Raw genomic sequence first — 21,503 nt, 5'->3', positions numbered from 1 at the left:
ATTGTGCCTCAACCTTAGGAGGAGTGCATGAAGAAAGAATGATGATGACAGAAGCAGCAAATTTTCAAGAGGCAATTGATGTGGAAAACGAAAAAATTGACGGAGGAAATACGGAATTGTTAATTTCAGATATTTCTGGAGGTGTTTCACCGTCTCAATTGTATTATGAATTAACTGAAAAAAGCCCTTATCTCAGTGATAAAGCATTACAAACCTTAGTGCAAGAGGAACCTTTAGTTGCAAGCGATTTATTAGGTATAATGGGTAATAATTACCCTATTTCAGATTCTACTGCAAATACTATTGAAAGTAGCAACTATGAAGTATCTCCAACAATTGTTCAAACCTTGAATCAGAATATTATTAATGACGAATTAATAAACTCTCCAATGAACGATTTACTTGCAACTATTGATGTTCTTGAAACTAAAAGACAACAAGCGGTTACAGAATCAATAAGTGATCGTATCAAGGAAAGTGATTTAGATTCTGCGTTTGCAATCCTGAATTTGGAATCCGGAGATTGGGCAATTCAAAATAAAATTGGCTTATTGGCATCAACCACTCAATATAGTGATGCATTTGAATTGTTAAATAACTACAACGAAACTGATCAAAATGGCAGTGACTTCAAAGTGCTTTATTCAATAATATTGAGTATCGATAGTTCAGGAAGGTTATTAAATGAAATCTCTCTGATAGAAGAATCAATTATCAGAAACATAGCTAATAAAGAAACTCCCGCAGGCGTGGCAGCACAAAATATACTTAGTTATGTATATAGGGAAAACTACCCTGAAATAATTGACGATATACCTGAAATAGAATTACGAAAGGGATCAGATATTATAAAAGATCAACAACCAACTTTTAAAGTATTCCCTAACCCTACAGATGAGATTGTATATATTCAATTAAATAATATCGATTTAAATGTAAACAACATTGTAAATATATATAATCTTACTGGGATAAAAATAAAATCGCAGCAACTCCGAAGTGATTATTTTTATCATGGTTAAGTATTATAGATTTGCAATCAGGACTTTATATTATTGAAATATTGAGCAATAATGTAATGATTGGATCGGAAACATTGGTTGTTGAATAAATATTAAATTGTATGCGAATTTCAATCAATAACACCGCAGTTTTTAAATTTAATTGGTTATTTGTGATGAATTGTAGAAATGTTCATCTAGCCCGGATTGAAGCGGAAACAAACTAATGTACCAATGATTTAATGTACCGATGTACCAATGGAACAGCCGGTTCGCCGTAAGATTGGAGAAAATAAGTTTGTTGGAGCGCAAAGCCGGTGCAGATTTTGCCGGCGTGGGGGATGTTGATGCTCCAAATATTAATAATTTGATTTAGGAGGATGCAGTTACTTTTTAATATCGGTTTTTTGGGGTGGTGTTTAAATGCTTGTTGGTGAATGCTAATAATTCATTTACTTTGCAAAACATTATGCACAAAGCTGAACTCATACAACAAATTCGGGATAAAAAAAGCTACCTCTGTGTAGGTTTGGATACTGATTTAGATAAAATTCCGGCGCATTTGCTGGATACGGAAGATCCGATTTTTGAGTTTAATAAACAAATAATTGATGCTACGCGCGATTATTGTGTGGCTTATAAACCCAATGTGGCGTTTTATGAGGCTTATGGCGCTAAGGGTTGGACGAGTCTGGAAAAAACGGTAGCGTATATCGGCAAAACCCATTTTACTATTGCTGATGCCAAACGTGGTGATATTGGTAATACTTCGTCGCGGTATGCGGAGGCTTTTTTCAAAAATATGCCATTTGATTCCATAACCGTTGCGCCTTATATGGGTGAGGATAGCGTTACACCTTTTTTACAATTTGAAGGCAAGTGGGTTATTTTGTTGGCATTAACATCTAATAAAGGCAGCAGCGATTTTCAACTGATGCAGGAAAATGATGAGCAATTATTTGAACGCGTTATAAAAAAAGCTAACACTTGGGGAAATCCCGAAAATTTGATGTTTGTTGTTGGTGCAACACATCCGGATTATTTTACACGCATACGCAAAATTGCACCTGATAATTTTTTACTGGTTCCGGGCGTTGGTGCACAGGGCGGCGACTTAGCCGCGGTTACGCGGAACGGAATAGATAAAGATTGCGGATTATTAATTAATTCTACACGCGATATTATTTATGCAAGCAAGGGAACGGACTTTGCTGAAGCAGCTTCCAAAAAAGCACAGGCAGTGCAAAAAGAAATGGAAAATCTTTTGTTGGAAAATAAATTTTTATAACTTGCGTGCTATTATCGCAGGATAATAAAAATTTATTGTTTTACCCTTAAAAATTTGTTTATGAACGAAGCATTTCTCCAGTTTATCTGGAAGATGAAGTTGTTTACCACTACCGGTATTTTTACAACTGACGGTGACCCAATCACCTTAATTCACAATGGCGACCACAATACACATAGTGGTCCGGATTTTACGAATGCACGTATTAAAATTGGAGGAACTACCTGGGCCGGTAATGTTGAAATTCATATCCGTTCATCGGAATGGAATGAGCACAAACACAGCAGCGACAGGGCTTACGACAATGTGATATTACATGCGGTGTATATACACGACGATGAAAAAAGTAAAATGCCAACGCTGGTATTAAAAAATTTAATCGATGAAAAATTAATTGATACTTATAAATTTATGATGCAAACTGCTGCGTGGATTCCTTGTGAAAAAAGTTTGCATGCAGTAAATGAAATTACGATTAAACAACAACTTAACCGCTTATTAACAGAAAGGCTGGAACAAAAAGCGCTTAATGTAGAAAACAGATTAATATTAAATAATCAGGATTGGGAAGAAACCTGTTATCAGTTAATTGCAAGAAATTTCGGCACCAATATTAATGCTGATCCATTTGAAGGTGTTGCAAGAAGTTTGCCTTATAAAATTATTTTAAAACATTTAAATCAGCCCAAACAAATTGAAGCATTATTGTTTGGTCAGGCCGGATTTTTGGAAGGCAGTTTCCGCGAATTATATCCGCATCAGTTGCAGGCGGAATATGTTTTTCTGAAATCAAAATACCGGTTGGAAGGAATTCGTCCGCTGGAATGGAAATTTTTGCGGATGCGGCCTGCAAATTTCCCGACGGTTCGGATGAGTCAGCTCGCGTCATTTTTATCCGCGCACGACCGTTTATTTTCAGCAATATTAAGTTGTGTAGATAGTAAATCGATAAAAAAAATATTTCAGGCGGAGGCTTCGGCATATTGGAAGGAACATTATCATTTTAAAAAAGCAGCAGCAGTTAAATCGGCAACACTGGGAAAGGATACTATCGATTTGATTTTGATAAATACCATTGCGCCTTTACTTTTTTTGTACGGTAAAAAAACCGGCAATGAACAAATTTGCGTAAATGCTGTTGATTTGCTCGAACATTTAGAAGCGGAAAACAATACCATCACTAGGCAGTGGGAACGTTTAGGCATAAAAGCAAAACACGCGGGTGACAGTCAGGCGCTGCTCGAATTGAAAAAAAATTATTGCAGCAATAAACGTTGCCTGGAGTGTAGTGTTGGTTTCACTATTTTGAAAAGCGGGAAAATTTAATATATTTGTAAAAACAACCAACTATGTTATATCGAATCAAACACCTTATAGAAACCGGCGCCTTTGGTGCTTGTGCCTGGTTGGGAGAAAAAATGGGTATAGCGTCGAGTCGTGTGCGATTGTTTTTTGTGTATGCTTCATTTTTAGCACTGGGGTCACCGGTGATTATTTATATGATAATTGCTTTTTGGGTAAATCTTAAAAATTACCTGCGCGATAAAATTGATCCGATTCGTGATTTATAATAGGTAAGTCTGCCTAATTATTTGTTAATCAGAATATTATACTAATTTTTGTTTTGGGAGGTAAGAAGTGCCCAGGACAAGATTCGAACTTGCACACCCTTGCGGGCGCTAGCCCCTCAAGCTAGTGTGTCTACCAATTCCACCACCTGGGCAAGGCGGGTGCAAAGGTAATACGAATTCCGGAATGTTCAAAAAGGAACCTACCACGGCAGGCAGGCACTGATTAAACGGATTAAACGGGTATGGACGGATTTTTTAAATTTTAACTCAATTTGCTATTGAAGTAGAAAAATTAATCCTGTTAAATCCGTTAAATCTGTTATATCTGTGTTCCTTGTTAATTATTTGAATCTCGGATGGAATTGAATTAAGGTGGCGCGGAGGAATTCGCGGTCGATGTGGGTGTAGATTTCGGTGGTGGTGATGGATTCGTGGCCGAGCATTTCCTGGACGGCGCGGAGGTCGGCACCGCCTTCGATGAGGTGGGTGGCGAAGGAGTGGCGGAAGGTATGGGGGGAGATGGATTTTTTGATGCCGGCTTTTTCGGCGAGTTGTTTGATGAGCATGAAGATATAAACCCTGGAAAGTGCTCTACCATTGCGGTTCAGGAATAAATGGTCTTCAAAACCCCGCTGCACACCAATATGACTGCGAACGGTTTGTTTATAGATATTGATATAATTTATAGCACTATCCCCTATTGGTACCAAACGTTCTTTGTTGCCCTTACCCCGGACTTTTACGAAACCATCGTCCATAAACATGTCGCTGATTTTTAAACCTGTTAATTCACTTACTCGTAGTCCGCAGCTGTATAAGGTCTCAAAAATGGCTTTATTGCGCTGACCTTCCGGTGTACTGAGGTCAATTGCGGAGATAATAGCGCTTATTTCGTCGTAAGAGAGGGTGTCAGGCAATTTTCTACTCAGTTTGGGCAAGTCCAGCAGCTGACTCGGATCGTTGTCTATAAGGTCTTCCATGAGCAAAAACTTGTAAAACGCCCTTACACCGCTGATAATCCTGGCCTGACTGCGGTCGTTCATGCTGATTTCGTGTAAAAAGATTAAAAAACCTTCCAGATGTTCGCGGTTGACGTTTTCGGGGGCTGTGTTGGGGTAATTTTTTTCGAGGAAGGTAGCTAATTTTCCAATGTCGCGCATGTAGGCTTCTACCGAGTTGGCGGATAGTGATTTCTCCAATTGGAGGTAGTTTTTAAATTCCTTTATCGCAGCATTCCAGTTCACGGTGAAAAGATAGATGCATTTTACTCAACGCTTTTATTCCTTATGCTATTTCGAATTGTGAATAATTGTAAATTTGTCCACTAATGAAAATCATCATCATAAACGGTCCGAATTTAAATCTGCTTGGTGTTCGCGAACCTGAAATTTATGGCAGCGAAACATTTGAAGATTTTTTCAAAACACTTGAACTGCGATTTCCGAATGTGGAATTGGAATACTTTCAAAGTAATGTGGAAGGTATTTTAATTGATAAACTGCATGAGGTGGGATTTATTTATGATGGAATTGTGATTAATGCGGGTGGTTATTCGCATACTTCTATTGCAATTGCTGATGCGATTAGTTCAATAAATACGCCTGTGGTTGAAGTGCATATTTCCAACACCTTTGCAAGAGAAGCGTATCGCCATAATGATGTGCTCACTGCAAAATGTAAAGGTTTGATTGTTGGTTTAGGTTTGGAAGGTTATGCATTGGCGATTAAATATTTTTTGAAGCAGAGTGATCCGCTGAGCGGATATTATGAGTAATGAGTAATGAGAGATGAGTGGGGACTGCAAGATATGAGGTGAAGTGTTACTCGATTTCAATTTGGGGATAATGGGGATTGATGGATTTTATTTCTTCTTTGATTGTAAATTATTCTTAGCTAATACATTTTTTTAACAGCCGTAACCGCGAAGGCTCGAAGGCCGCTAAGGGTCGCTAAGTTAAGTGTATTTAAATCTTCGTGTTTCTTTGTGGCCTCAGCGTCTTAGTGGTTTGGGCTGTTTTAAAAAATGAAATTAATTGCAAGGAATTTACTTTCTTGAAACAGCCGAAACCACGGAGCCCACAGAGAAAATGCACACAAAGTTCGCGGAGAAATTTTTCAACCATTTATATTTTTAGTATTTAATTTCAATTAATATAAATAATTTAATCTTACTATAAACCCCTCTGTGTCCTCAGTGGGCTGTTCTCTTTGTATTTTCTCTGTGGTTTCGGCTGTTTTAAAAAATAAAATTAAGTGTAAGTAATTTACCTTCTTGAAACAGCCGTAACCACGGAGCCCACAGAGAAAATGCACACAAAGTTCGCGGAGAAATTTTTCAACCATTTATATTTTTAGTATTTAATTTCAATTAATATAAATAATTTAATCTTACTATAAACCCCTCTGTGTCCTCAGTGGGCTGTTCTCTTTGTATTTTCTTGTGGTTTCGGCTGTTTTATAAAAATGAAATTAAGTGCAAGTAATTTACTTTCTTGAAACAGCCGAAACCACAAAGGCCCAAGAAAATACACACAAAGTTCGGGAGAATTTTTCAACCATTTATCTTTTAGTATTTAATTTCAATTAATATAAATAATTTAATCTTACTATAAACCCCTCTGTGTCCTCAGTGGGCTCTCTTTGTTCTCTGTGGTTTCGGCTGTTTTAAAAATAAAATTAAGAGTAAGTAAATTTCTGAAACAGCCGTAACCACGGAGCCCACAGAGAAAATGCACACAAAGTTCGCGGAGAAATTTTTCAACCATTTATATTTTTAGTATTTAATTTCAATTAATATAAATAATTTAATCTTACTATAAACCCCTCTGTGTCCTCAGTGGGCTGTTCTCTTTGTATTTTCTTTGTGGTTTCGGCTGTTTTATAAAAATGAAATTAAGTGCAAGTAATTTGCTTTTTACTTCCTCACCACTCATTACTCATCACTCATTACTCACTTGGAAGATCGTTGAACCGCTTGCGCTTGCGGATGAAAAACTGCCAGACGATGCTGCCGGAAAAATAGCCGGTTTTGCGAACACGAGTGGTATCGATGCGGTTGCGATGATAATTTTTCCAGTTATCGTAGCGCTTTTTTAATTGTAATGGTATTGAAATAACAAAATGCCAATCTGCCCTAAATATTGCAAAAGCCTCTTTCCATTTTCCCTGCAACAAGGCTTTTAAAAATGCAACATTTTCTAATAAAATTCTTACCGGTAACTTCCAGATTAATTCCTGCGTTTCATAATTTTTAAAAATCATGAACAAATTATTTCTGAAATTGAGATAGGTTTTATGCGGATTTTCTTTTGGCAAAGAACCACCACCAACATGATAAACCACGGATTCAGGGACATACCAGATTTTATATCCTGCACGCTTAAATCGCCAACACAAATCAATTTCTTCCATGTGTGCAAAATAGTCGGGATCAAATCCTTTAAACCGTTTAAATAAATCGGCCCGCACAAATAATGCAGCACCACTAGCCCAAAATATTTCACCTGCTGTGTTGTATTGCCCTTCATCCATCTCCGCAACATCAAAAATTCTTCCCTTACAAAACGGATATCCCAGTTTATCGATATAGCCACCGGCAGCTCCGGCGTATTCAAACTGATTTTTATTATGGTAAGCTAATAATTTAGGTTGTGCAGCCGCAATATTTACATCCGATTCCATTTTTTCCAATAATGGCTCAATTAAATTAGGCTCAACTTCAACGTCCTGATTTAAGAGTAAATAATAATCAGCAACTACATCTTTTAACGCAACATTATATCCTTTAGCAAAACCTTCATTTTTGCTGATACGAATAATTTTAATTGCAGGATAATGTTGTTCGAGAAATGTTATCGTATTATCTGTAGATGCATTATCCGCTACATAAATGTCCAAAGGCTGGTAACTCAGCTTAACAACCGAAGGCAGAAACTGCTCCAAGTATTGTTGTCCGTTCCACGAAAGAATAACCACCGCAACCAGCGGTTTTTGCAGAATATCTTCCTGATGCATGAACGGATAAAGATATACTAAAATTCATACATGTCAACTGCCCTGTAGCCGCCAATTTTATCTTCCACCTTGGTATTATCAAAATCCATTAATTCGGACGGAGAAGCCACATTTTCGTAAAGTTTCACCTTCCAGCGCTCGTCGTTTATTTCGCCGCGGGCATTGGAATGCATCAGAATATAGTCGTTGGAAACCATGGAAGGCTCATAAAACGCGAAGCCAATATTGGTTTGTTTATCCGGTAAAGTCGTGTAAAACCAGATTTCATACGGGTAAGCGCCCGGTTCATTCACACTGGTAACAACATCATAAGGTCTGCCGTATTGCAGAAATACCCTTCCTCGATCAGTTTTATATCCGGGGCGTGATGGTGTTCCGAAACTACTGTTTACTTCTTTCACCCTGTCGAGATAAGCCAGCCATTCTGCATAAGGATCCACCTGATTGCGTTCAACCCAGAAGTTGTATAGAAACTTCTTTTTCATATCCGGCTCTACCCTGTCGCTCAACGATTCAATTAAATTTCGATCCGATTCAGAAGCAACCGGTTTAATAACATCTAAAAAATAATTGAGTTGTTCTTCCGTATAATTATCGGCGAAAGTGCCTGATGTATTAATCATCTGAATATTTTCCCAATTGTTGATTGCTCCGGCATTTGCGCGTTGAATAAATACTTTGCGCATAGCAAGCAGTTCATTTTTTTTATTTCTGACCTCAACAATTAAATTATAATTTCCGCCCGGTAAATCAGCAATATCCATTTCTTTAACGAATGAAAATACCGGTTGTTTATCTGCTTTTGTGTATTGATAAAATTGCTGATTAAATTCATCAGTGCTGGCATTTTTTATCGAATACGTAATCATAAACTGATCATCGGTAAGATATTTATCGGTATTATAAACTTCTCCGTAAAAAATAATACTATTTCTTCCTGAAGGAAAAAAGTTTAATGGATATGGCTGTAATTCAACACCATTTTTAGTAAAATTATTTTTTACCGATGTCATTTTATACGTATCCGCAAACTGAATATCTGAAATCTGCACAACACCGGTCATAAATGAACTGAATACTTCGGTGTAGGTAAAACTATTTAATGAATCGTTGATATCTGTAATTTTAACTTCTACTACAGAAGCTACATTTGGCACGAATAAACGTTTTTGGTCAATAATGCTGAAATCAATTTTTGCTGTATCGTAAACGGTTGGTGTATTGAGTCGGTATTTATCGAAATTGAGCACTTTATCACCTTGTGTAATTAAAATTTGCACATCGACTCCGGCAGCAAAACCGCGGGGTTTTACCGGAACATATTTTAATGCATTAGCACCTGCAATGAGGTAAGTTTCAAAGTAGGCGCCATCTTCAGGATGCAGAAACATACATGCCCTTACGGTGGTGTTTTGGTTGAGCGATTGCCCAAAAACAAGGCTTTTGGCAATCATTACCACAAAGGCGACAAGTAGGATTTTTTTCATAGACCGAAAATTATGTTAAAATTACAGTTTATTTTGATTGAGACGGAATTAAACTATCATTTTAATGTCAGAAAATAACAGCAAAATTCTGTTAATTGAACCCCATTATCTGCCCCCGGTTGCCTGGATGAAATTATTGGATGGCCGTGACCGTATTTGTCTGGACATCAGTTCGAGTTTTGTTAAAGCAAGTTATCGCAATCGTTGTCATATTTTGAGTCCCAACGGCGTTTTACACCTCAGCATACCTTTACAACACAAACATGATGAACGTAAAACAGTAGGCAATACCAAAATCAGTTATGAAATGAACTGGCAAAAAAATCATTGGATGACATTAACGAGTTGCTATCGCAGAAGTGCCTATTTTGAATACTTTGAAGATTTAATTGCGCCCTTATATCATAAAAAATTCGAAACCCTGCTTGAATTGAATATGGCAGCGTTAAAGGTGGTGTTCACTATTTTAAAATTAAAACCTGAAATTACTTTTACGGAACAATACCTCGAAAAAGGTGTTGATGGTTATGAAGATTATAGAGATTTAATTAAACCAAAAATTTATCCGGAAAATACCAATTTTGAACCATACAATCAGGTATTTTCCGATCGCTTTCCTTTTTTTGAAAACCTGAGTATTATTGATGCTATTTTTAATAAAGGTAAATTTGAACTCAATGAAATTTAAAATTATGCTAAAATATTGTTTACTATCCTTGTTTCTGATAACAGGATATTGCTTAACTGCACAGCAACCGGCATTTATTACCGATAGTCTGGACATTTACATTCAACGTGAAATGCAGCGCTGGCAGGTGCCCGGATTAGCGATTGCCATTGTTAAAGACGGAAAAGTAGTTGCAACCAAAGGTTATGGTGTTACCGATTTGGAAACTAAAAAACCTGTTGATGCAAATACCTTGTTTATGATTGCCAGTAATACCAAGGCATTTACAGGCACATCACTCGCTATTCTCGAAAAACAAGGCCGTATTTCTTTAAATGATAAAGTGATTAATTACCTCCCCTATTTCGCACTAAATAATCCTGAAATAACCAAAATGGTAACGATTGAAGATGTTTTGTCGCATCGTTTGGGTTTTGAAACCTTTCAGGGCGATTTTCTGAACTGGGATAGTAATTTAAGCAGAAAAGAATTAATTCAGAACATGCAAAAAAATATTCCGCCTTACGATTTTCGTGATACCTATGGATATTGTAATGCCGGATTTTTAACAGCAGGCGAAATAATTTTAGCTGTAACCGATACCAGTTGGGACGATTATTTAAAATATCATTTTTTTAATCCTTTAAAAATGACACGCACATCTACAACTTATGCAGCCTTATTAAAAGATGAAAATAAATGTTCACCTTATACCATTTTTAATGGCAAACTGGTGAAACTGGATTATGACAATTTAGATAATTTAGGTCCGGCTGCAAGCATCAATTCTAGCGTTAATGACCTTTCACACTGGTTGTTATTACAATTAGCGAATGGAAAATTTGAAGGCAAAGAAATAATTTCTGCCGACGCAATTAAAAATACCAGATTACCAAGATCTGTCGCCGGTTCCGGTTCATCTGGGTTGTATAAATCACAACATTTTAATTTGTACGGATTAGGTTGGTTTTTAAAAGATTACGAAGGCAAAAAACTAATGACACATAGCGGTGGCGCAAACGGATTTGTTACTACAACACTGGTAGTTCCGGAAGCTCAACTTGGTGTAATTGTACTCACTAACACAGATGCGAATGGATTATACGAAGCATTACAAAATCAAATTTTCGAAGCTTACTTAGGTTTACCATATCGCAATTTATCATCTATTTATTATGGATTTTATGCGCCGGGTTATCAGGAAACGGATATTCAATTGGCAGAATGGGCGAAACTGATTGAAAAAAATCACAAACCTGCGCTTGATTTAAATGCTTATACCGGAAAATATTACAACAGTGTTTACGGTGAAATTACTATTGAAAATAAAAACGGCGCTTTGGAAATTCATTTCGCACATCACCCACAATTAACAGGCAATTTAAAATCGGTTGGTGAAAATAAATTTATCTGTTATTACAATCCTGTAAGCTGGGGAGTTAAGGAAACGCCATTTACTGTGGAAAATAATAAAGTAAAAAGTGTGACCATCACCATCAATGATTTTATTGATTTTTTACCTTATGAATTTGTGAAACAGGAATGATGGATGAAGTTTATTCTGCTGCAATTGTTCCCAATACGGAGATTGTAGAAAACAGTTAAAATATTTAAACAAGGCTTAGAAAGTGTGGTAGGTAAATTTCCTACCGCACAAGCTGACCCTTCTATCATGCTGTTTGCTGCAATGGCTGATGATGAGCGGGTTAAAATGCTGGAGAAAAAACTGGAAATTATTTGTCGCAACCAATTACCAATAATAGTGGAGTGCAATAATTTCGGTGAATTTTATAATAATAAAACCATTTTTGTTGAATTATCCGAACAAAGTAAATCTGCCATAACCACCTTCAGAAAAAAAATTGCGGCAGAAATTAAAATGGCGAAATATGATGAATTAGTTGATTTTAATGTCGGCAAAACACCACATATTACTATTGCGCGCGGACTAACAGAAGATCAATATAAAGTAGCACGCAAATATTTTACGGGTCGCAATTTTACTGCATCGTTTGAATGTAATGTAATTACATGGCGGAAATTAATTAAAACAAATACGGTAACGAAATACAACACGATTCGCAGCTTCGAAATGGCTAATAAAAACTTAAGTTTATTTTGAATGCACTGCAATATATTCCGCTATTCGCATACCATCCATAGCAGCACTTACAATGCCACCGGCATATCCGGCACCCTCTCCACAAGGAAATAATCCCGCTATTTGAACATGCTGCAATGTAGTAGCATCACGTGGAATTTTTACGGGAGATGAAGTTCTTGATTCAGGAGCAACTAAAACGGCTTCGTTGGTAAAATATTCGCGCTTAGTAGATTTAATTTGAATTAATGCTTGTTTGATATGTCCTGCAATAAATTGTGGTAATACGTTTTTAAGGTGTACAGATGTCAATCCGGGCTGATAGGAACAATCGGGTAACCTAGATGATAATTTTCCATCAACAAAATCCACCAGACGTTGTGCAGGAGCTTTTTGATTTCCGCCTGCAGCATCATAACAAAGTTGTTCCGTAGCTTTTTGAAATTGTAATGCAGCCAATGGTCCGTAATCTTCAAATGGTTTGGTATCTTTTAATTCCACACTCACCACAAATCCCGAATTGGCAAACGGATTATTTCTTTTACTCGGGCTCCAACCATTGGTTACCACTTCGCCCGGAGCAGTTGCGCATGGTGCAATAATGCCACCGGGGCACATACAAAATGAATACACGCCTCTCCCATTTACCTGTTGCACCAAGGCATACGATGAAGGTGGTAAATATTGTCCGCGGTCATCACAATGATATTGCATGCGGTCAATTATTTGTTGTGGATGTTCTATCCTTACCCCAAGCGCAAATGGTTTTGCTTCAATGAGTATTTGATTGCGATGTAATAACTCAAAAATATCTCTTGCAGAATGACCTGTAGCTAAAATCACATTGCTGCAATTAAAATCAGTATCCCCATTTAACTGCACACCGGTAACCTTTCCAAAGGAAGTTTTAATATCGGTTACTTTAGTATTAAAATGTATTTCCCCGCCTGCATCAATTATGGTGTTGCGCATTTGGGTAATTATTTTCGGTAATTTATTTGTTCCGATATGCGGATGTGCTTCAATTAATATTTCAGGACTTGCACCAAATCGCACAAATAATTCGAGCACCTTACTGATATTTCCGCGTTTATCGGAACGGGTATATAATTTTCCGTCGCTGTAAGTACCTGCACCACCTTCTCCAAAACAATAATTACTTTCCGGATTTACGATTCCTGATTTATTAATGGCCGCAAGATCATGTCTGCGCTCACGAACATCTTTTCCTCTTTCAAAAATAATGGGTTTAAATCCGCGCTCCAGTAATGTTAATGCTGCAAATAATCCTGCAGGACCTGCTCCGATTATCACAACAGTTTCAGCATTTGATACCTGCGGATATTGTGGTAAATCCCAGCTTGTTTCCTTTAAAGGAATGGTATCAAATTTCACACGCAGATTCACTTTAATTTGCCTGGAACGTGCATCAATAGAACGTTTCACCAATTCGCAATAAATTGGTTCCGCAATTCCTGCTTTTTCTGCAACAACATTTTTAATGGATTGCATATTTGCAGCAATTTCCGGTGTAACAATGATATCTATTATTTGCTCCATAATGTTATTCAGGCTTCCTCAGTTGAATCGTTATCAATAATTGTTACAATTTGTTCAAGCAATTTTACCAATCGCAAAATTTCTAATTCTGTATTAAAACTATGCAAACAAATGCGTAAACGTTCTTTTCCTGCCGGAACTGTCGGTGATAACACAGCACGTACATCATAACCCGCATTTTGAATATATTTTGCTGCTAATTTAACCGCTTCATTTCCCGGAATAATTACACTGAAAATAGCGGAATCACTTTTTAAAATCGAAATATGTGAAAATCGTTGTGTGAGAAATTTAAATCGATTAATATTTTCCCATAACTGAGCGATTGCAGCCTCACCGTTTTGTAATAAATGATATGCTTTAGAAACAGCCAATACCTGCAAATAATTTGGTGCAGTAGAGTAAATAAATGGTTTACAAAAATTAATCAGATAATTGCGTAATACCGGCTCCCCCAAAACCACAGCACCATTGCTGCCTATGGCTTTTCCAAAGGTGTGTACGCGTGCAAAAATTTGATGCTGTAAACCTAAATGTTGTGCCAATCCTTCACCCTTATTTCCTATCACTCCTGTTGCGTGTGCTTCATCTAAAATAATTGCAGCCTGATACAGGTTGGCTAATGTTACAATTTCACGAAGGGGACAAATATCCCCGTCCATGGAATAAACGGACTCTATAACAATAAATTTTTCACCTTTTGCTTTTTGTAATTTATCTTCCAAAACAGCCATATCATTATGTAAAAATGAATAAGCCGTTGCAGCAGATAAACGAATACCTTCCCGTAATGAGGCATGACATAATTCATCATAAATAATGGTATCGTGACGGGAAACAACGGATGCAATTAATCCGGAATTTGCTTCATATCCACTATTAAAAAATAAAGCTGCCGGTGCATCATGAAATTGCGCTAGTTGATTTTCCACCTGCTCAATGAGCGAATAATTGCCTTTTAATAAACGCGAACCTGTAGAACCAATTTTACGAAGACCCGGAAGTTGTTCGGCTAAATAATTTTTTATCTGCTCGTTTTGAGCAAAACCAAGATAATCGTTGGAACAAAAATCGACTAAACCATTGCTCACCCGTAATTGGCGCAATGCATCTTCAGCTTCCCGTTTTTTAAGTGCTTCGTTTAGTCGTTCGTTGATAAACATGGCATGTAAATTAACACCGATCAACGAATTATACTAATTCTTCTTTGTATGCAGCTCGTGGTTTTAATCCTAATAATTCGAACATGGCTTTATCTTCATTCACATCCGGATTCGGAGTAGTTAATAATTTTTCACCTGCAAAAATTGAATTTGCACCGGCCATAAAACACAATGCCTGTTCTTCCACACTCATCTCATTACGACCTGCGCTTAAACGTACCATTGCTTTTGGCATAATAATACGTGCTGTGGCAATCATTCTGATCATCTCCCAAACACTAACACGTGTATTATTTTCAAGTGGGGTTCCTTTAACCGGAACCAATGCATTAACAGGCACCGATTCAGGATGTTTTTTCATGGTTGCCAATGTGTGTAACATATCAACTCGGTCTGCCAAACTTTCACCTAAACCGATAATTCCGCCGCTGCAGACAGAAATTTCCGCATTCGAAACATTTTCTATCGTTTTAAGGCGGTCGCCATAATTGCGGGTAGAAATTATTTCTTCATAAAATTCTTCTCCGGTATCTAAATTGTGGTTGTAAGCGTATAAACCGGCATCTTTTAATTTTTTCGCCTGATTTTCAGTTAACATGCCCAATGTACAACATACCTCAAGACCAATATTGGAAACACCTTTCACCATTTCCAGCACATTATCAAAATCCTGATTATCCTTGATATTTCTCCAGGCTGCACCCATACAAAAGCGGGTTGAGCCGTTTTCTTTAGCTATTAAGGCTTTGGTAAGCACTTCATCATATTCCAGCAAATTGTGTTTTTCCACCTCTGTATGGTAACGTGAAGCTTGCGGACAATAGGCACAATCTTCGGGGCAACCACCTGTTTTAACCGATAATAATGTACAAACCTGCACCTCTCCTGTCGCCTGAAACTTTCGGTGTACAACACTTGCACGATACATAAGCTCCATAATCGGCAAATTAAAAATTTCTGCAACTTCGTCTTTCGTCCAGTCGTTACGTATCATTTCCATTGACTTAATTTTGGGCAAAAGTCGTAATTTTGGAGCAAATAATGGTAGTATGGTTTTTAACAGGAAGATAAGGATAGAGCAAATACTTGGAATAGCTACCCTTGTATTTCTGGGAGCGGCGGCGATAAATAACAATACTAAAGAAGGGAAAAACAGCCCGTCACCGGAAATTCAACAATTAGATGCCAAATTATTGGTAGACCTGCAACAACAGGAAATCAGCATCGACGACCGCACAAAATGTTTAATGGAATGTGCCGAAATACAAGAAAATGATTTGCGGAGTTTACTCAATATCAATAATGTAAATTATGAAAAATGTGAAGCCGGAAATTGCCATGTAACTTCTTATACTTTAGAAGGCAAAACACAAACCGGCAAAGCAGTTAGTTTTAAAATTGATGCGGGTGAAGATGGCAATAATTTACACGATTTAAAATTAACGGAAGCGAATTGCGATTGTTAATCGGATTTTCATCTTGAAATTGTATTCCAACAAACAATTAATACTGCCTGTAAAATCAACATCCCATCTAATATTCCGAAAAACATTAAATTGTTTGTTTTTACTTTAGTTAAATAAATGCATCCGGCTGAAATGAGGATGGATAAAGCAATTGGGATGCTGTAACTTACTTCTTGCAAATAATTATTCTGCAAATAAATATGAAATATACCACTCAGTAGCAGTGCTGTAAAAGCAAGTATATAACTCTTTTCTTTACCAATAATTGCCGGAATGGTTTTAACATGATGTTGTGCATCTATTTGCAAATCTTTGATATCGAACGGAATGGTAATAGCAAACGTAAATAAAAAATTGGCAATAAAAAGTATATAAATTGCTTCTGAATAAACATCTAACCCCGAAACGCTGCCCGGTAAAAAACTACCGATAAACCCCCATACAAACGATATCATAAATATTTTCGAAATACCGATATCCCGCAAACGGAAAACACCTTTTTTAAATCGAATTGGAATTCCGTACATCACTGAAATTATTCCCGGAATTAATAAAATGAGTTGAACATTTGTGGGAACTAAAAAATACAAAATAATACAGGCAATTAATGAAACAACCGTAAGCACCTGCATGGCACGTAAGTTTCGTTTAAAAAAATCCCAACGGTCTTCAGGAGCATATTCGTTAATGCGTTTAGTTGCAACCACTCGAATCAACAAATAAACAAACATGGTTGCCACACCACTTAAAACAATAACTAAATTTAATTGTGGGGCAAGATGTAATAAATAATAACCCTGATAAGTAAATGCCATGGCGCAAATACCAATGTATAAATTGCTGTATAACAACCAGTTAACGATATTTTGAAGATATTGCTTCAGGATTTTGCGTATTTTCACCCAAAATTAATTAAAAGGTGCAGGTAATTCTACAAAGAGGCAAAGGCAGACGGGTTGAGCAAGGGCATCCGTGGGTATACGGCAATGAAATTGAACATATTAAGGGAAATCCGCAAACTGCAGATATTGTTGAAGTATATAATTTTCGCAACGAATTTATCGGAAAAGGATACATTAACGAGCAGTCGCAAATTACGGTGCGTTTGCTTACCAGAAATAAAGATGAGGTAATAGATAAATCTTTTTTCAGAAATAAATTATTGCAATGTAAAGCGTATCGCGAAACCTTAGGATATACACAAAACTACCGACTCGTATTTGGTGAAGCTGATTTTCTTCCTGCTTTGGTAATAGATAAATTTAATTCGGTATACGTTATTCAAACATTAAGTGCCGGTATGGATAAATGGAAATCCATAATTACCGAAATTTTAATGGAAGATTTTCATGCAGATGCTGTTTATGAGCGTAACGATGTTCCTGTACGCAAATTGGAAGGGCTGGAAGAAATAAAAGGGTTTTTAACAGCACCTGTTGCTACACAATTTATAATGGATGAGTGTGGTGTTCAATTTCATGTTGATATAGAAAACGGACAAAAAACCGGATTTTTTTTAGACCAAAAAGAAAACAGAAAAGCAATTGAACAAATTGTAAAAGGCAAAACGGTTTTAGATTGTTTTACCTATACCGGTTCATTTGCACTTTTTGCTGCACATTACGGTGCAGCGCATGTTACGGCATTAGATATTTCTGCAGATGCTATTCAACAGGCAAATAAAAATATAACATTAAATCAGTTTAATCAGATTGAAAGTATTTGTGCTAATGCATTTGATGTTTTACCGGTTTGGGCAAAAGAAGGCAAACAATTTGATGTAGTAATATTAGATCCACCCGCATTTACCAAAAACCGCAAAGGCATAGAAAATGCAGTTAAAGGATATAAAGAAATAAACTTACGCGGCATGAAAATGGTGAAACCCGGTGGCTTTTTAGTTACCTATAGTTGCTCGCATTTTATGGATATCAATTTATTTTACGATACCATTGCTTCTGCAGCAACCGACGCAAAACGCACCATCAGAGAAGTGAAATTTTTAACCCAGTCGTACGACCACCCTATTGTGTGGGGTGTTGAGGAAACGAACTATTTAAAAGGTTTGGTGTTACAGGTGTTATAAGCCTTTCAGAAAGGTTTACTAATTGAACAACAATTTTTAATTTTATCTTGCAAAATTTATTACGATGAAAAATAAATTCCGTTTATCTTTTTTCGCTTTAACACTTTTATTACTTAGTAATTTAATTGTTACTGCACAAACAAATTCCTGCTGTTCAGCACCTGACCAATTTGCAGCTTTTGCAAAAGATGCTGCTTTTGTAAATAAACATGAAGAACCAATACCATTTAGTTTTATCGCAGATAAAGGAAAAGAAATAACCGTTACCTGCAGCGATGGCAGCACAGCAAAAGGTTATGGTATTCCGGCAACAACTGCCAGCAATAAATATGTATTTGTTTATCACGAATGGTGGGGATTAAATGATTACATCCGCAAAATGGCCGAACAATTACATACCGATTTGGGTGGCAATGTAAACATTATTGCAATTGATTTATACGATGGCAAAGTTGCTGCCGATCGCGATAGTGCTAAAACATATATGTCGGCCTTAACTACCACCCGCGCACAAACTATTATTAATGCATTTATTTCCACTACAGGTGAAAATGCACAAATTGCGACAATTGGCTGGTGTATGGGTGGCACTTATTCGCTGCAAAGTACTTTATTAGCTACGCAAAAATCAGTTGGTTGTATTATGTATTACGGCATGCCGGAATCAGATACGGAAAAGTTAAAAACACTAACTGCCGATGTATTAATGATGTGGCCGAACCAGGATAAATATATTAATAAAGAAGTGGTAGATAAATTCAAAGCAAATATGGCTGCTTTAGGCAAAAATTTGCAGGTTGAAGAATATAATGCCGACCATGCATTTGCCAATCCGAGTAATCCGAAATATAATGTAGAAGCTGCAACCGATGCTTATACTAAGTCGCTTGCATTTTTAAAACTGAAACTGGGCGTTTAATTTATTACATGAGAAAAATCCGTTGCTTTTTATTGAACAAGCGATTTTCCAACCAAGAATTCCGCCTTTAAAGTATAAATCGTTTGAAAACCCATTTCCGACATACTTGTCGCAGCTCTGCCGCTTCTGGCACCACTTCTGCAATAAACCAAATAGGTTTTCGATTTATCTAATTTTTCAATTTGTGCAGAAAAATCAGGCGCATTAAAATTAATATTTACAGCGTTCGGAATATGTCCGCCACCAAATTCCTCCGGCGTGCGCACATCAATTAAAACCGTATTTTCTGTGCCTATTTTTGATAAGAACACTTCGGGCGTTACTTCTTCATTAACGTGCGTTGCTTGTATAGTTGCCGTATCACCTGTAGTCTGTTGATTATCCGTTTGAGCAGAACAACTTTCGGAGGTAATTATCAATAAACCCAACAAAGCACCAACTAGTGTGCTCATGTATTTATTACTGCCAATAACGCAAACACCTGAACTACAGCCTATTGTTCTCCAATAAATGTATCCTGCCAAAGCACCACCTAATGTTACAAGTAAAATTACCATCGTATTTATTTTTTAAATATATTTTTCAATTTCCTGTTTCAAAACGGGCAAAGGCATAACACCTGACTGTCGCCAAAGCAATTTACCCTGCTTAAATAACATTACAGTGGGTACACCTTGAATTTGATATTGCTGCGCAATTGCAGGATTTTTATCTACATCCACTTTAATTACCCGAACTTTATCGGTATAAATTCCCGCAAATTGTTTTAATATGGGTGCAAGTGTTTTGCATGGTCCGCACCATTCCGCAAAAAAATCAATCAAAACAGGTTGTTCCGATTGAATTATCTCATTAAAACCGGCTTTTTGTGTCATATCAAATCAACATTCAAAATTGCCAATTCGTTTTGTAGTAAATTGTGACATTTGTCACTTGGGTTTTTGCATGATAATAAATGCTTCATTACCCGCACGTTTTTCATGCGAATTGTAACAATCTTCCATCTTCAAAATATTAAATCCCGGTTCAAATATATTTTTGTATTCCGCAATTGTTCCTCCAAATGGCGGACCCGGTTTTTCGAATATCACTTTAAATAAGACACCGGCTATTTTTCCGCCCGGTTTCAGTAGTTCTAACATGTGATTTGCGTATTTTTTACGCAAATCAGGATTTAAGGCGCAGAAAAAGGTTTGTTCAATGATTAAATCATACTGTCCCTTATGCGTAAAAAAGTCTGCTTTAACCACATTACAAAATTGCCTTCCCGTTTCTCCCAACACCTTATTCAGCCTGTCTACGGGGCCCTGAGCAATATCAATAACCGTAATATTTGTGAAACCCTGCGACACAAGATATTCTGCCTCGTATGAATTTCCACAACCCGGAATTAAGATTGCAAGATTTTTATCCGTTAACTGATCAACATAAGCTTTCAGCGGCGGTGAAACCGTACCCATATCCCAGCCGGTATCATGCAAATCATATCTTTCCTGCCAATAAGATTCTGATAAAAAGTCTGTCATAGTTTAAATTTTTTCAATCGCATTTCTGTGCAATTTTAAAACACCATTTTGTTCCATCTTTTTAAGCAATCGCGAAATTACTTCACGCGTTGAATTTAAATCGCTGGCAATTTGCTGATGTGTAATTTGTAATAAGTTGGTATTTAATTCAGCAAATTGTCCGTCGAGATAATGCATCAAACGTTCATCCATATTTTTGAATGCAATTTGATCAATCACATTCAGTAAGTCTTCGAAACGCGAGCGGTAAGTTTGTACAACAAAATAATACCAGCTTTTGTAATCGCGCATTAAAATATCCATTAATTCGAGTGGAATCTGAATGGCAATGGTATCTTCAACAGCTACACCGGTAACTTCACTAGCCTTATTTCTGGCAGCACAAATCATGCTGAGCGCACATCCTTCACCACCTTCCAGGTAATACATAAAATACTCACCGCCATCCTCATTTTCGCGGTATAATTTCACCAAACCATCAACAACCAGTATGGTCGATTTAAAATAACCACCTGCATGCATAATCACCTCATCGCGATAAAACGTTCTGAGAGTGCTGGCTTCAGCTATTTTTTCAATTAATTGCGGTTCAAAGTCCGGGAAACTTTTTAAGAGTGCTGCTGAAATTTCATCCATGCAGACAAAATTAAGAGA

General features: G+C 36.9%; 22 protein-coding genes and 1 tRNA gene. 11 read left to right on the top strand and 12 right to left on the bottom strand.

The genetic code is table 11. The features are described 5' to 3' along the window. The first annotated feature begins 23 nt into the window (after nucleotides 1-23). From IPI65_14840 to IPI65_14825, 4 genes are all read left to right on the top strand, one after another. Nucleotides 24-1,022 (top strand): hypothetical protein, encoded by a 999-nt coding sequence (locus IPI65_14840; GenBank protein ID MBK7442748.1) that lies wholly within the window; start codon nucleotides 24-26, stop codon nucleotides 1,020-1,022. 448 nt (nucleotides 1,023-1,470) lie between these two features. Next, nucleotides 1,471-2,289 (top strand): orotidine-5'-phosphate decarboxylase, encoded by an 819-nt coding sequence (pyrF, locus tag IPI65_14835; GenBank protein MBK7442747.1) that lies wholly within the window; start codon nucleotides 1,471-1,473, stop codon nucleotides 2,287-2,289. A gap of 60 nt (nucleotides 2,290-2,349) precedes the next feature. Further along, a complete protein-coding gene (locus IPI65_14830; protein MBK7442746.1) occupies nucleotides 2,350-3,615 on the top strand; it encodes a DUF2851 family protein in 1,266 nt (421 codons plus the stop codon). 23 nt (nucleotides 3,616-3,638) lie between these two features. Beyond that, the gene (locus tag IPI65_14825; GenBank protein ID MBK7442745.1) at nucleotides 3,639-3,860 is read left to right on the top strand and encodes a PspC family transcriptional regulator; all 222 of its coding nucleotides are present in this window, start codon (nucleotides 3,639-3,641) and stop codon (nucleotides 3,858-3,860) included. A gap of 68 nt (nucleotides 3,861-3,928) precedes the next feature. Here the strand turns inward: IPI65_14825 and IPI65_14820 are convergent. After that, a tRNA-Leu gene (locus IPI65_14820) sits at nucleotides 3,929-4,012 on the bottom strand. Between the two features lie 189 nt (nucleotides 4,013-4,201). After that, nucleotides 4,202-5,104, bottom strand: a complete 903-nt coding sequence (xerD, locus tag IPI65_14815; protein MBK7442744.1) for a site-specific tyrosine recombinase XerD — start codon at nucleotides 5,102-5,104, stop codon at nucleotides 4,202-4,204. A gap of 83 nt (nucleotides 5,105-5,187) precedes the next feature. On the opposite strand from xerD, the gene aroQ reads away from it, so the two are divergent. Beyond that, nucleotides 5,188-5,634 (top strand): type II 3-dehydroquinate dehydratase, encoded by a 447-nt coding sequence (gene aroQ / locus IPI65_14810; protein MBK7442743.1) that lies wholly within the window; start codon nucleotides 5,188-5,190, stop codon nucleotides 5,632-5,634. A 1,172-nt stretch (nucleotides 5,635-6,806) separates the two neighbouring features. Here the strand turns inward: aroQ and IPI65_14805 are convergent. Together IPI65_14805 and IPI65_14800 are read right to left on the bottom strand one after the other, a co-directional pair. After that, entirely contained in the window at nucleotides 6,807-7,874 is a 1,068-nt protein-coding gene (locus tag IPI65_14805; protein MBK7442742.1) for a glycosyltransferase family 2 protein, read from the bottom strand. Nucleotides 7,875-7,891: 17 nt separating this feature from the next. Further along, complete coding sequence (locus IPI65_14800; GenBank protein MBK7442741.1) at nucleotides 7,892-9,361, bottom strand: GWxTD domain-containing protein; 1,470 nt, start codon at nucleotides 9,359-9,361, stop codon at nucleotides 7,892-7,894. Nucleotides 9,362-9,425: 64 nt separating this feature from the next. Between IPI65_14800 and IPI65_14795 the strand changes: the two genes are divergently transcribed. From IPI65_14795 to IPI65_14785, 3 genes are all read left to right on the top strand, one after another. After that, nucleotides 9,426-10,049 (top strand): WbqC family protein, encoded by a 624-nt coding sequence (locus IPI65_14795; protein MBK7442740.1) that lies wholly within the window; start codon nucleotides 9,426-9,428, stop codon nucleotides 10,047-10,049. Then, nucleotides 10,039-11,574 (top strand): serine hydrolase, encoded by a 1,536-nt coding sequence (locus tag IPI65_14790; protein MBK7442739.1) that lies wholly within the window; start codon nucleotides 10,039-10,041, stop codon nucleotides 11,572-11,574. The genes IPI65_14795 and IPI65_14790 overlap by 11 nt, the downstream gene beginning before the upstream one ends. Before the next feature lie 84 nt (nucleotides 11,575-11,658). Beyond that, nucleotides 11,659-12,150 carry a 2'-5' RNA ligase family protein gene (locus IPI65_14785; GenBank protein MBK7442738.1) on the top strand — a complete coding sequence of 164 codons (492 nt, stop codon included), beginning with the start codon at nucleotides 11,659-11,661 and terminating at the stop codon, nucleotides 12,148-12,150. Here the strand turns inward: IPI65_14785 and IPI65_14780 are convergent. The 3 genes from IPI65_14780 to bioB are packed head-to-tail and all read right to left on the bottom strand — an operon-like array spanning nucleotide 12,142 to nucleotide 15,852. After that, a complete protein-coding gene (locus tag IPI65_14780; protein ID MBK7442737.1) occupies nucleotides 12,142-13,689 on the bottom strand; it encodes an FAD-dependent oxidoreductase in 1,548 nt (515 codons plus the stop codon). The two genes, IPI65_14785 and IPI65_14780, sit on opposite strands and share 9 nt — an antisense overlap. Before the next feature lie 8 nt (nucleotides 13,690-13,697). Further along, nucleotides 13,698-14,852, bottom strand: a complete 1,155-nt coding sequence (locus IPI65_14775) for an 8-amino-7-oxononanoate synthase (GenBank protein MBK7442736.1) — start codon at nucleotides 14,850-14,852, stop codon at nucleotides 13,698-13,700. Between the two features lie 28 nt (nucleotides 14,853-14,880). Next, entirely contained in the window at nucleotides 14,881-15,852 is a 972-nt protein-coding gene (gene bioB, locus IPI65_14770; protein ID MBK7442735.1) for a biotin synthase BioB, read from the bottom strand. A gap of 10 nt (nucleotides 15,853-15,862) precedes the next feature. On the opposite strand from bioB, the gene IPI65_14765 reads away from it, so the two are divergent. Next, nucleotides 15,863-16,318 (top strand): hypothetical protein, encoded by a 456-nt coding sequence (locus IPI65_14765; protein ID MBK7442734.1) that lies wholly within the window; start codon nucleotides 15,863-15,865, stop codon nucleotides 16,316-16,318. A gap of 8 nt (nucleotides 16,319-16,326) precedes the next feature. Here the strand turns inward: IPI65_14765 and IPI65_14760 are convergent, their stop codons facing one another. Continuing rightward, nucleotides 16,327-17,220, bottom strand: a complete 894-nt coding sequence (locus tag IPI65_14760; GenBank protein MBK7442733.1) for a UbiA family prenyltransferase — start codon at nucleotides 17,218-17,220, stop codon at nucleotides 16,327-16,329. A gap of 17 nt (nucleotides 17,221-17,237) precedes the next feature. On the opposite strand from IPI65_14760, the gene IPI65_14755 reads away from it, so the two are divergent. Further along, a complete protein-coding gene (locus IPI65_14755; protein ID MBK7442732.1) occupies nucleotides 17,238-18,404 on the top strand; it encodes a class I SAM-dependent rRNA methyltransferase in 1,167 nt (388 codons plus the stop codon). Between the two features lie 64 nt (nucleotides 18,405-18,468). Beyond that, nucleotides 18,469-19,323, top strand: coding sequence for a dienelactone hydrolase family protein (locus IPI65_14750; GenBank protein ID MBK7442731.1), 855 nt, complete (start codon nucleotides 18,469-18,471; stop codon nucleotides 19,321-19,323). A 29-nt stretch (nucleotides 19,324-19,352) separates the two neighbouring features. Here IPI65_14750 and IPI65_14745 read toward each other — a convergent pair whose 3' ends face one another. From IPI65_14745 to IPI65_14730, 4 genes are all read right to left on the bottom strand, one after another. Continuing rightward, a complete protein-coding gene (locus IPI65_14745; protein ID MBK7442730.1) occupies nucleotides 19,353-19,775 on the bottom strand; it encodes a rhodanese-like domain-containing protein in 423 nt (140 codons plus the stop codon). Between the two features lie 117 nt (nucleotides 19,776-19,892). Next, nucleotides 19,893-20,198, bottom strand: coding sequence for a thioredoxin (gene trxA / locus IPI65_14740; GenBank protein ID MBK7442729.1), 306 nt, complete (start codon nucleotides 20,196-20,198; stop codon nucleotides 19,893-19,895). A 54-nt stretch (nucleotides 20,199-20,252) separates the two neighbouring features. Beyond that, the gene (locus IPI65_14735; protein ID MBK7442728.1) at nucleotides 20,253-20,849 is read right to left on the bottom strand and encodes a methyltransferase; all 597 of its coding nucleotides are present in this window, start codon (nucleotides 20,847-20,849) and stop codon (nucleotides 20,253-20,255) included. Between the two features lie 3 nt (nucleotides 20,850-20,852). Then, nucleotides 20,853-21,485 carry a Crp/Fnr family transcriptional regulator gene (locus tag IPI65_14730; GenBank protein MBK7442727.1) on the bottom strand — a complete coding sequence of 211 codons (633 nt, stop codon included), beginning with the start codon at nucleotides 21,483-21,485 and terminating at the stop codon, nucleotides 20,853-20,855. Nucleotides 21,486-21,503 lie beyond the last annotated feature (18 nt).

It is taken from the genome of Bacteroidota bacterium (assembly GCA_016706255.1).
GTDB lineage: Bacteria > Bacteroidota > Bacteroidia > Chitinophagales > BACL12 > UBA7236.
This window is presented reverse-complemented; position numbering and strand designations above follow the sequence as displayed.

Bases quoted from the DNA above. Each gene is read 5' to 3' on its own strand.
- pyrF (MBK7442747.1), top strand. From the start codon at position 1,471: ATGCACAAAGCTGAACTCATACAACAAATTCGGGATAAAAAAAGCTAC.
- IPI65_14830 (MBK7442746.1), top strand. From the start codon at position 2,350: ATGAACGAAGCATTTCTCCAGTTTATCTGGAAGATGAAGTTGTTTACC.
- IPI65_14825 (MBK7442745.1), top strand. From the start codon at position 3,639: ATGTTATATCGAATCAAACACCTTATAGAAACCGGCGCCTTTGGTGCT.
- aroQ (MBK7442743.1), top strand. From the start codon at position 5,188: ATGAAAATCATCATCATAAACGGTCCGAATTTAAATCTGCTTGGTGTT.
- IPI65_14805 (MBK7442742.1), bottom strand. From the start codon at position 7,874: ATGCATCAGGAAGATATTCTGCAAAAACCGCTGGTTGCGGTGGTTATT.
- IPI65_14800 (MBK7442741.1), bottom strand. From the start codon at position 9,361: ATGAAAAAAATCCTACTTGTCGCCTTTGTGGTAATGATTGCCAAAAGC.
- IPI65_14795 (MBK7442740.1), top strand. From the start codon at position 9,426: ATGTCAGAAAATAACAGCAAAATTCTGTTAATTGAACCCCATTATCTG.
- IPI65_14790 (MBK7442739.1), top strand. From the start codon at position 10,039: ATGAAATTTAAAATTATGCTAAAATATTGTTTACTATCCTTGTTTCTG.
- IPI65_14780 (MBK7442737.1), bottom strand. From the start codon at position 13,689: ATGGAGCAAATAATAGATATCATTGTTACACCGGAAATTGCTGCAAAT.
- IPI65_14775 (MBK7442736.1), bottom strand. From the start codon at position 14,852: ATGTTTATCAACGAACGACTAAACGAAGCACTTAAAAAACGGGAAGCT.
- bioB (MBK7442735.1), bottom strand. From the start codon at position 15,852: ATGGAAATGATACGTAACGACTGGACGAAAGACGAAGTTGCAGAAATT.
- IPI65_14750 (MBK7442731.1), top strand. From the start codon at position 18,469: ATGAAAAATAAATTCCGTTTATCTTTTTTCGCTTTAACACTTTTATTA.
- IPI65_14745 (MBK7442730.1), bottom strand. From the start codon at position 19,775: ATGAGCACACTAGTTGGTGCTTTGTTGGGTTTATTGATAATTACCTCC.
- trxA (MBK7442729.1), bottom strand. From the start codon at position 20,198: ATGACACAAAAAGCCGGTTTTAATGAGATAATTCAATCGGAACAACCT.
- IPI65_14735 (MBK7442728.1), bottom strand. From the start codon at position 20,849: ATGACAGACTTTTTATCAGAATCTTATTGGCAGGAAAGATATGATTTG.
- IPI65_14730 (MBK7442727.1), bottom strand. From the start codon at position 21,485: ATGGATGAAATTTCAGCAGCACTCTTAAAAAGTTTCCCGGACTTTGAA.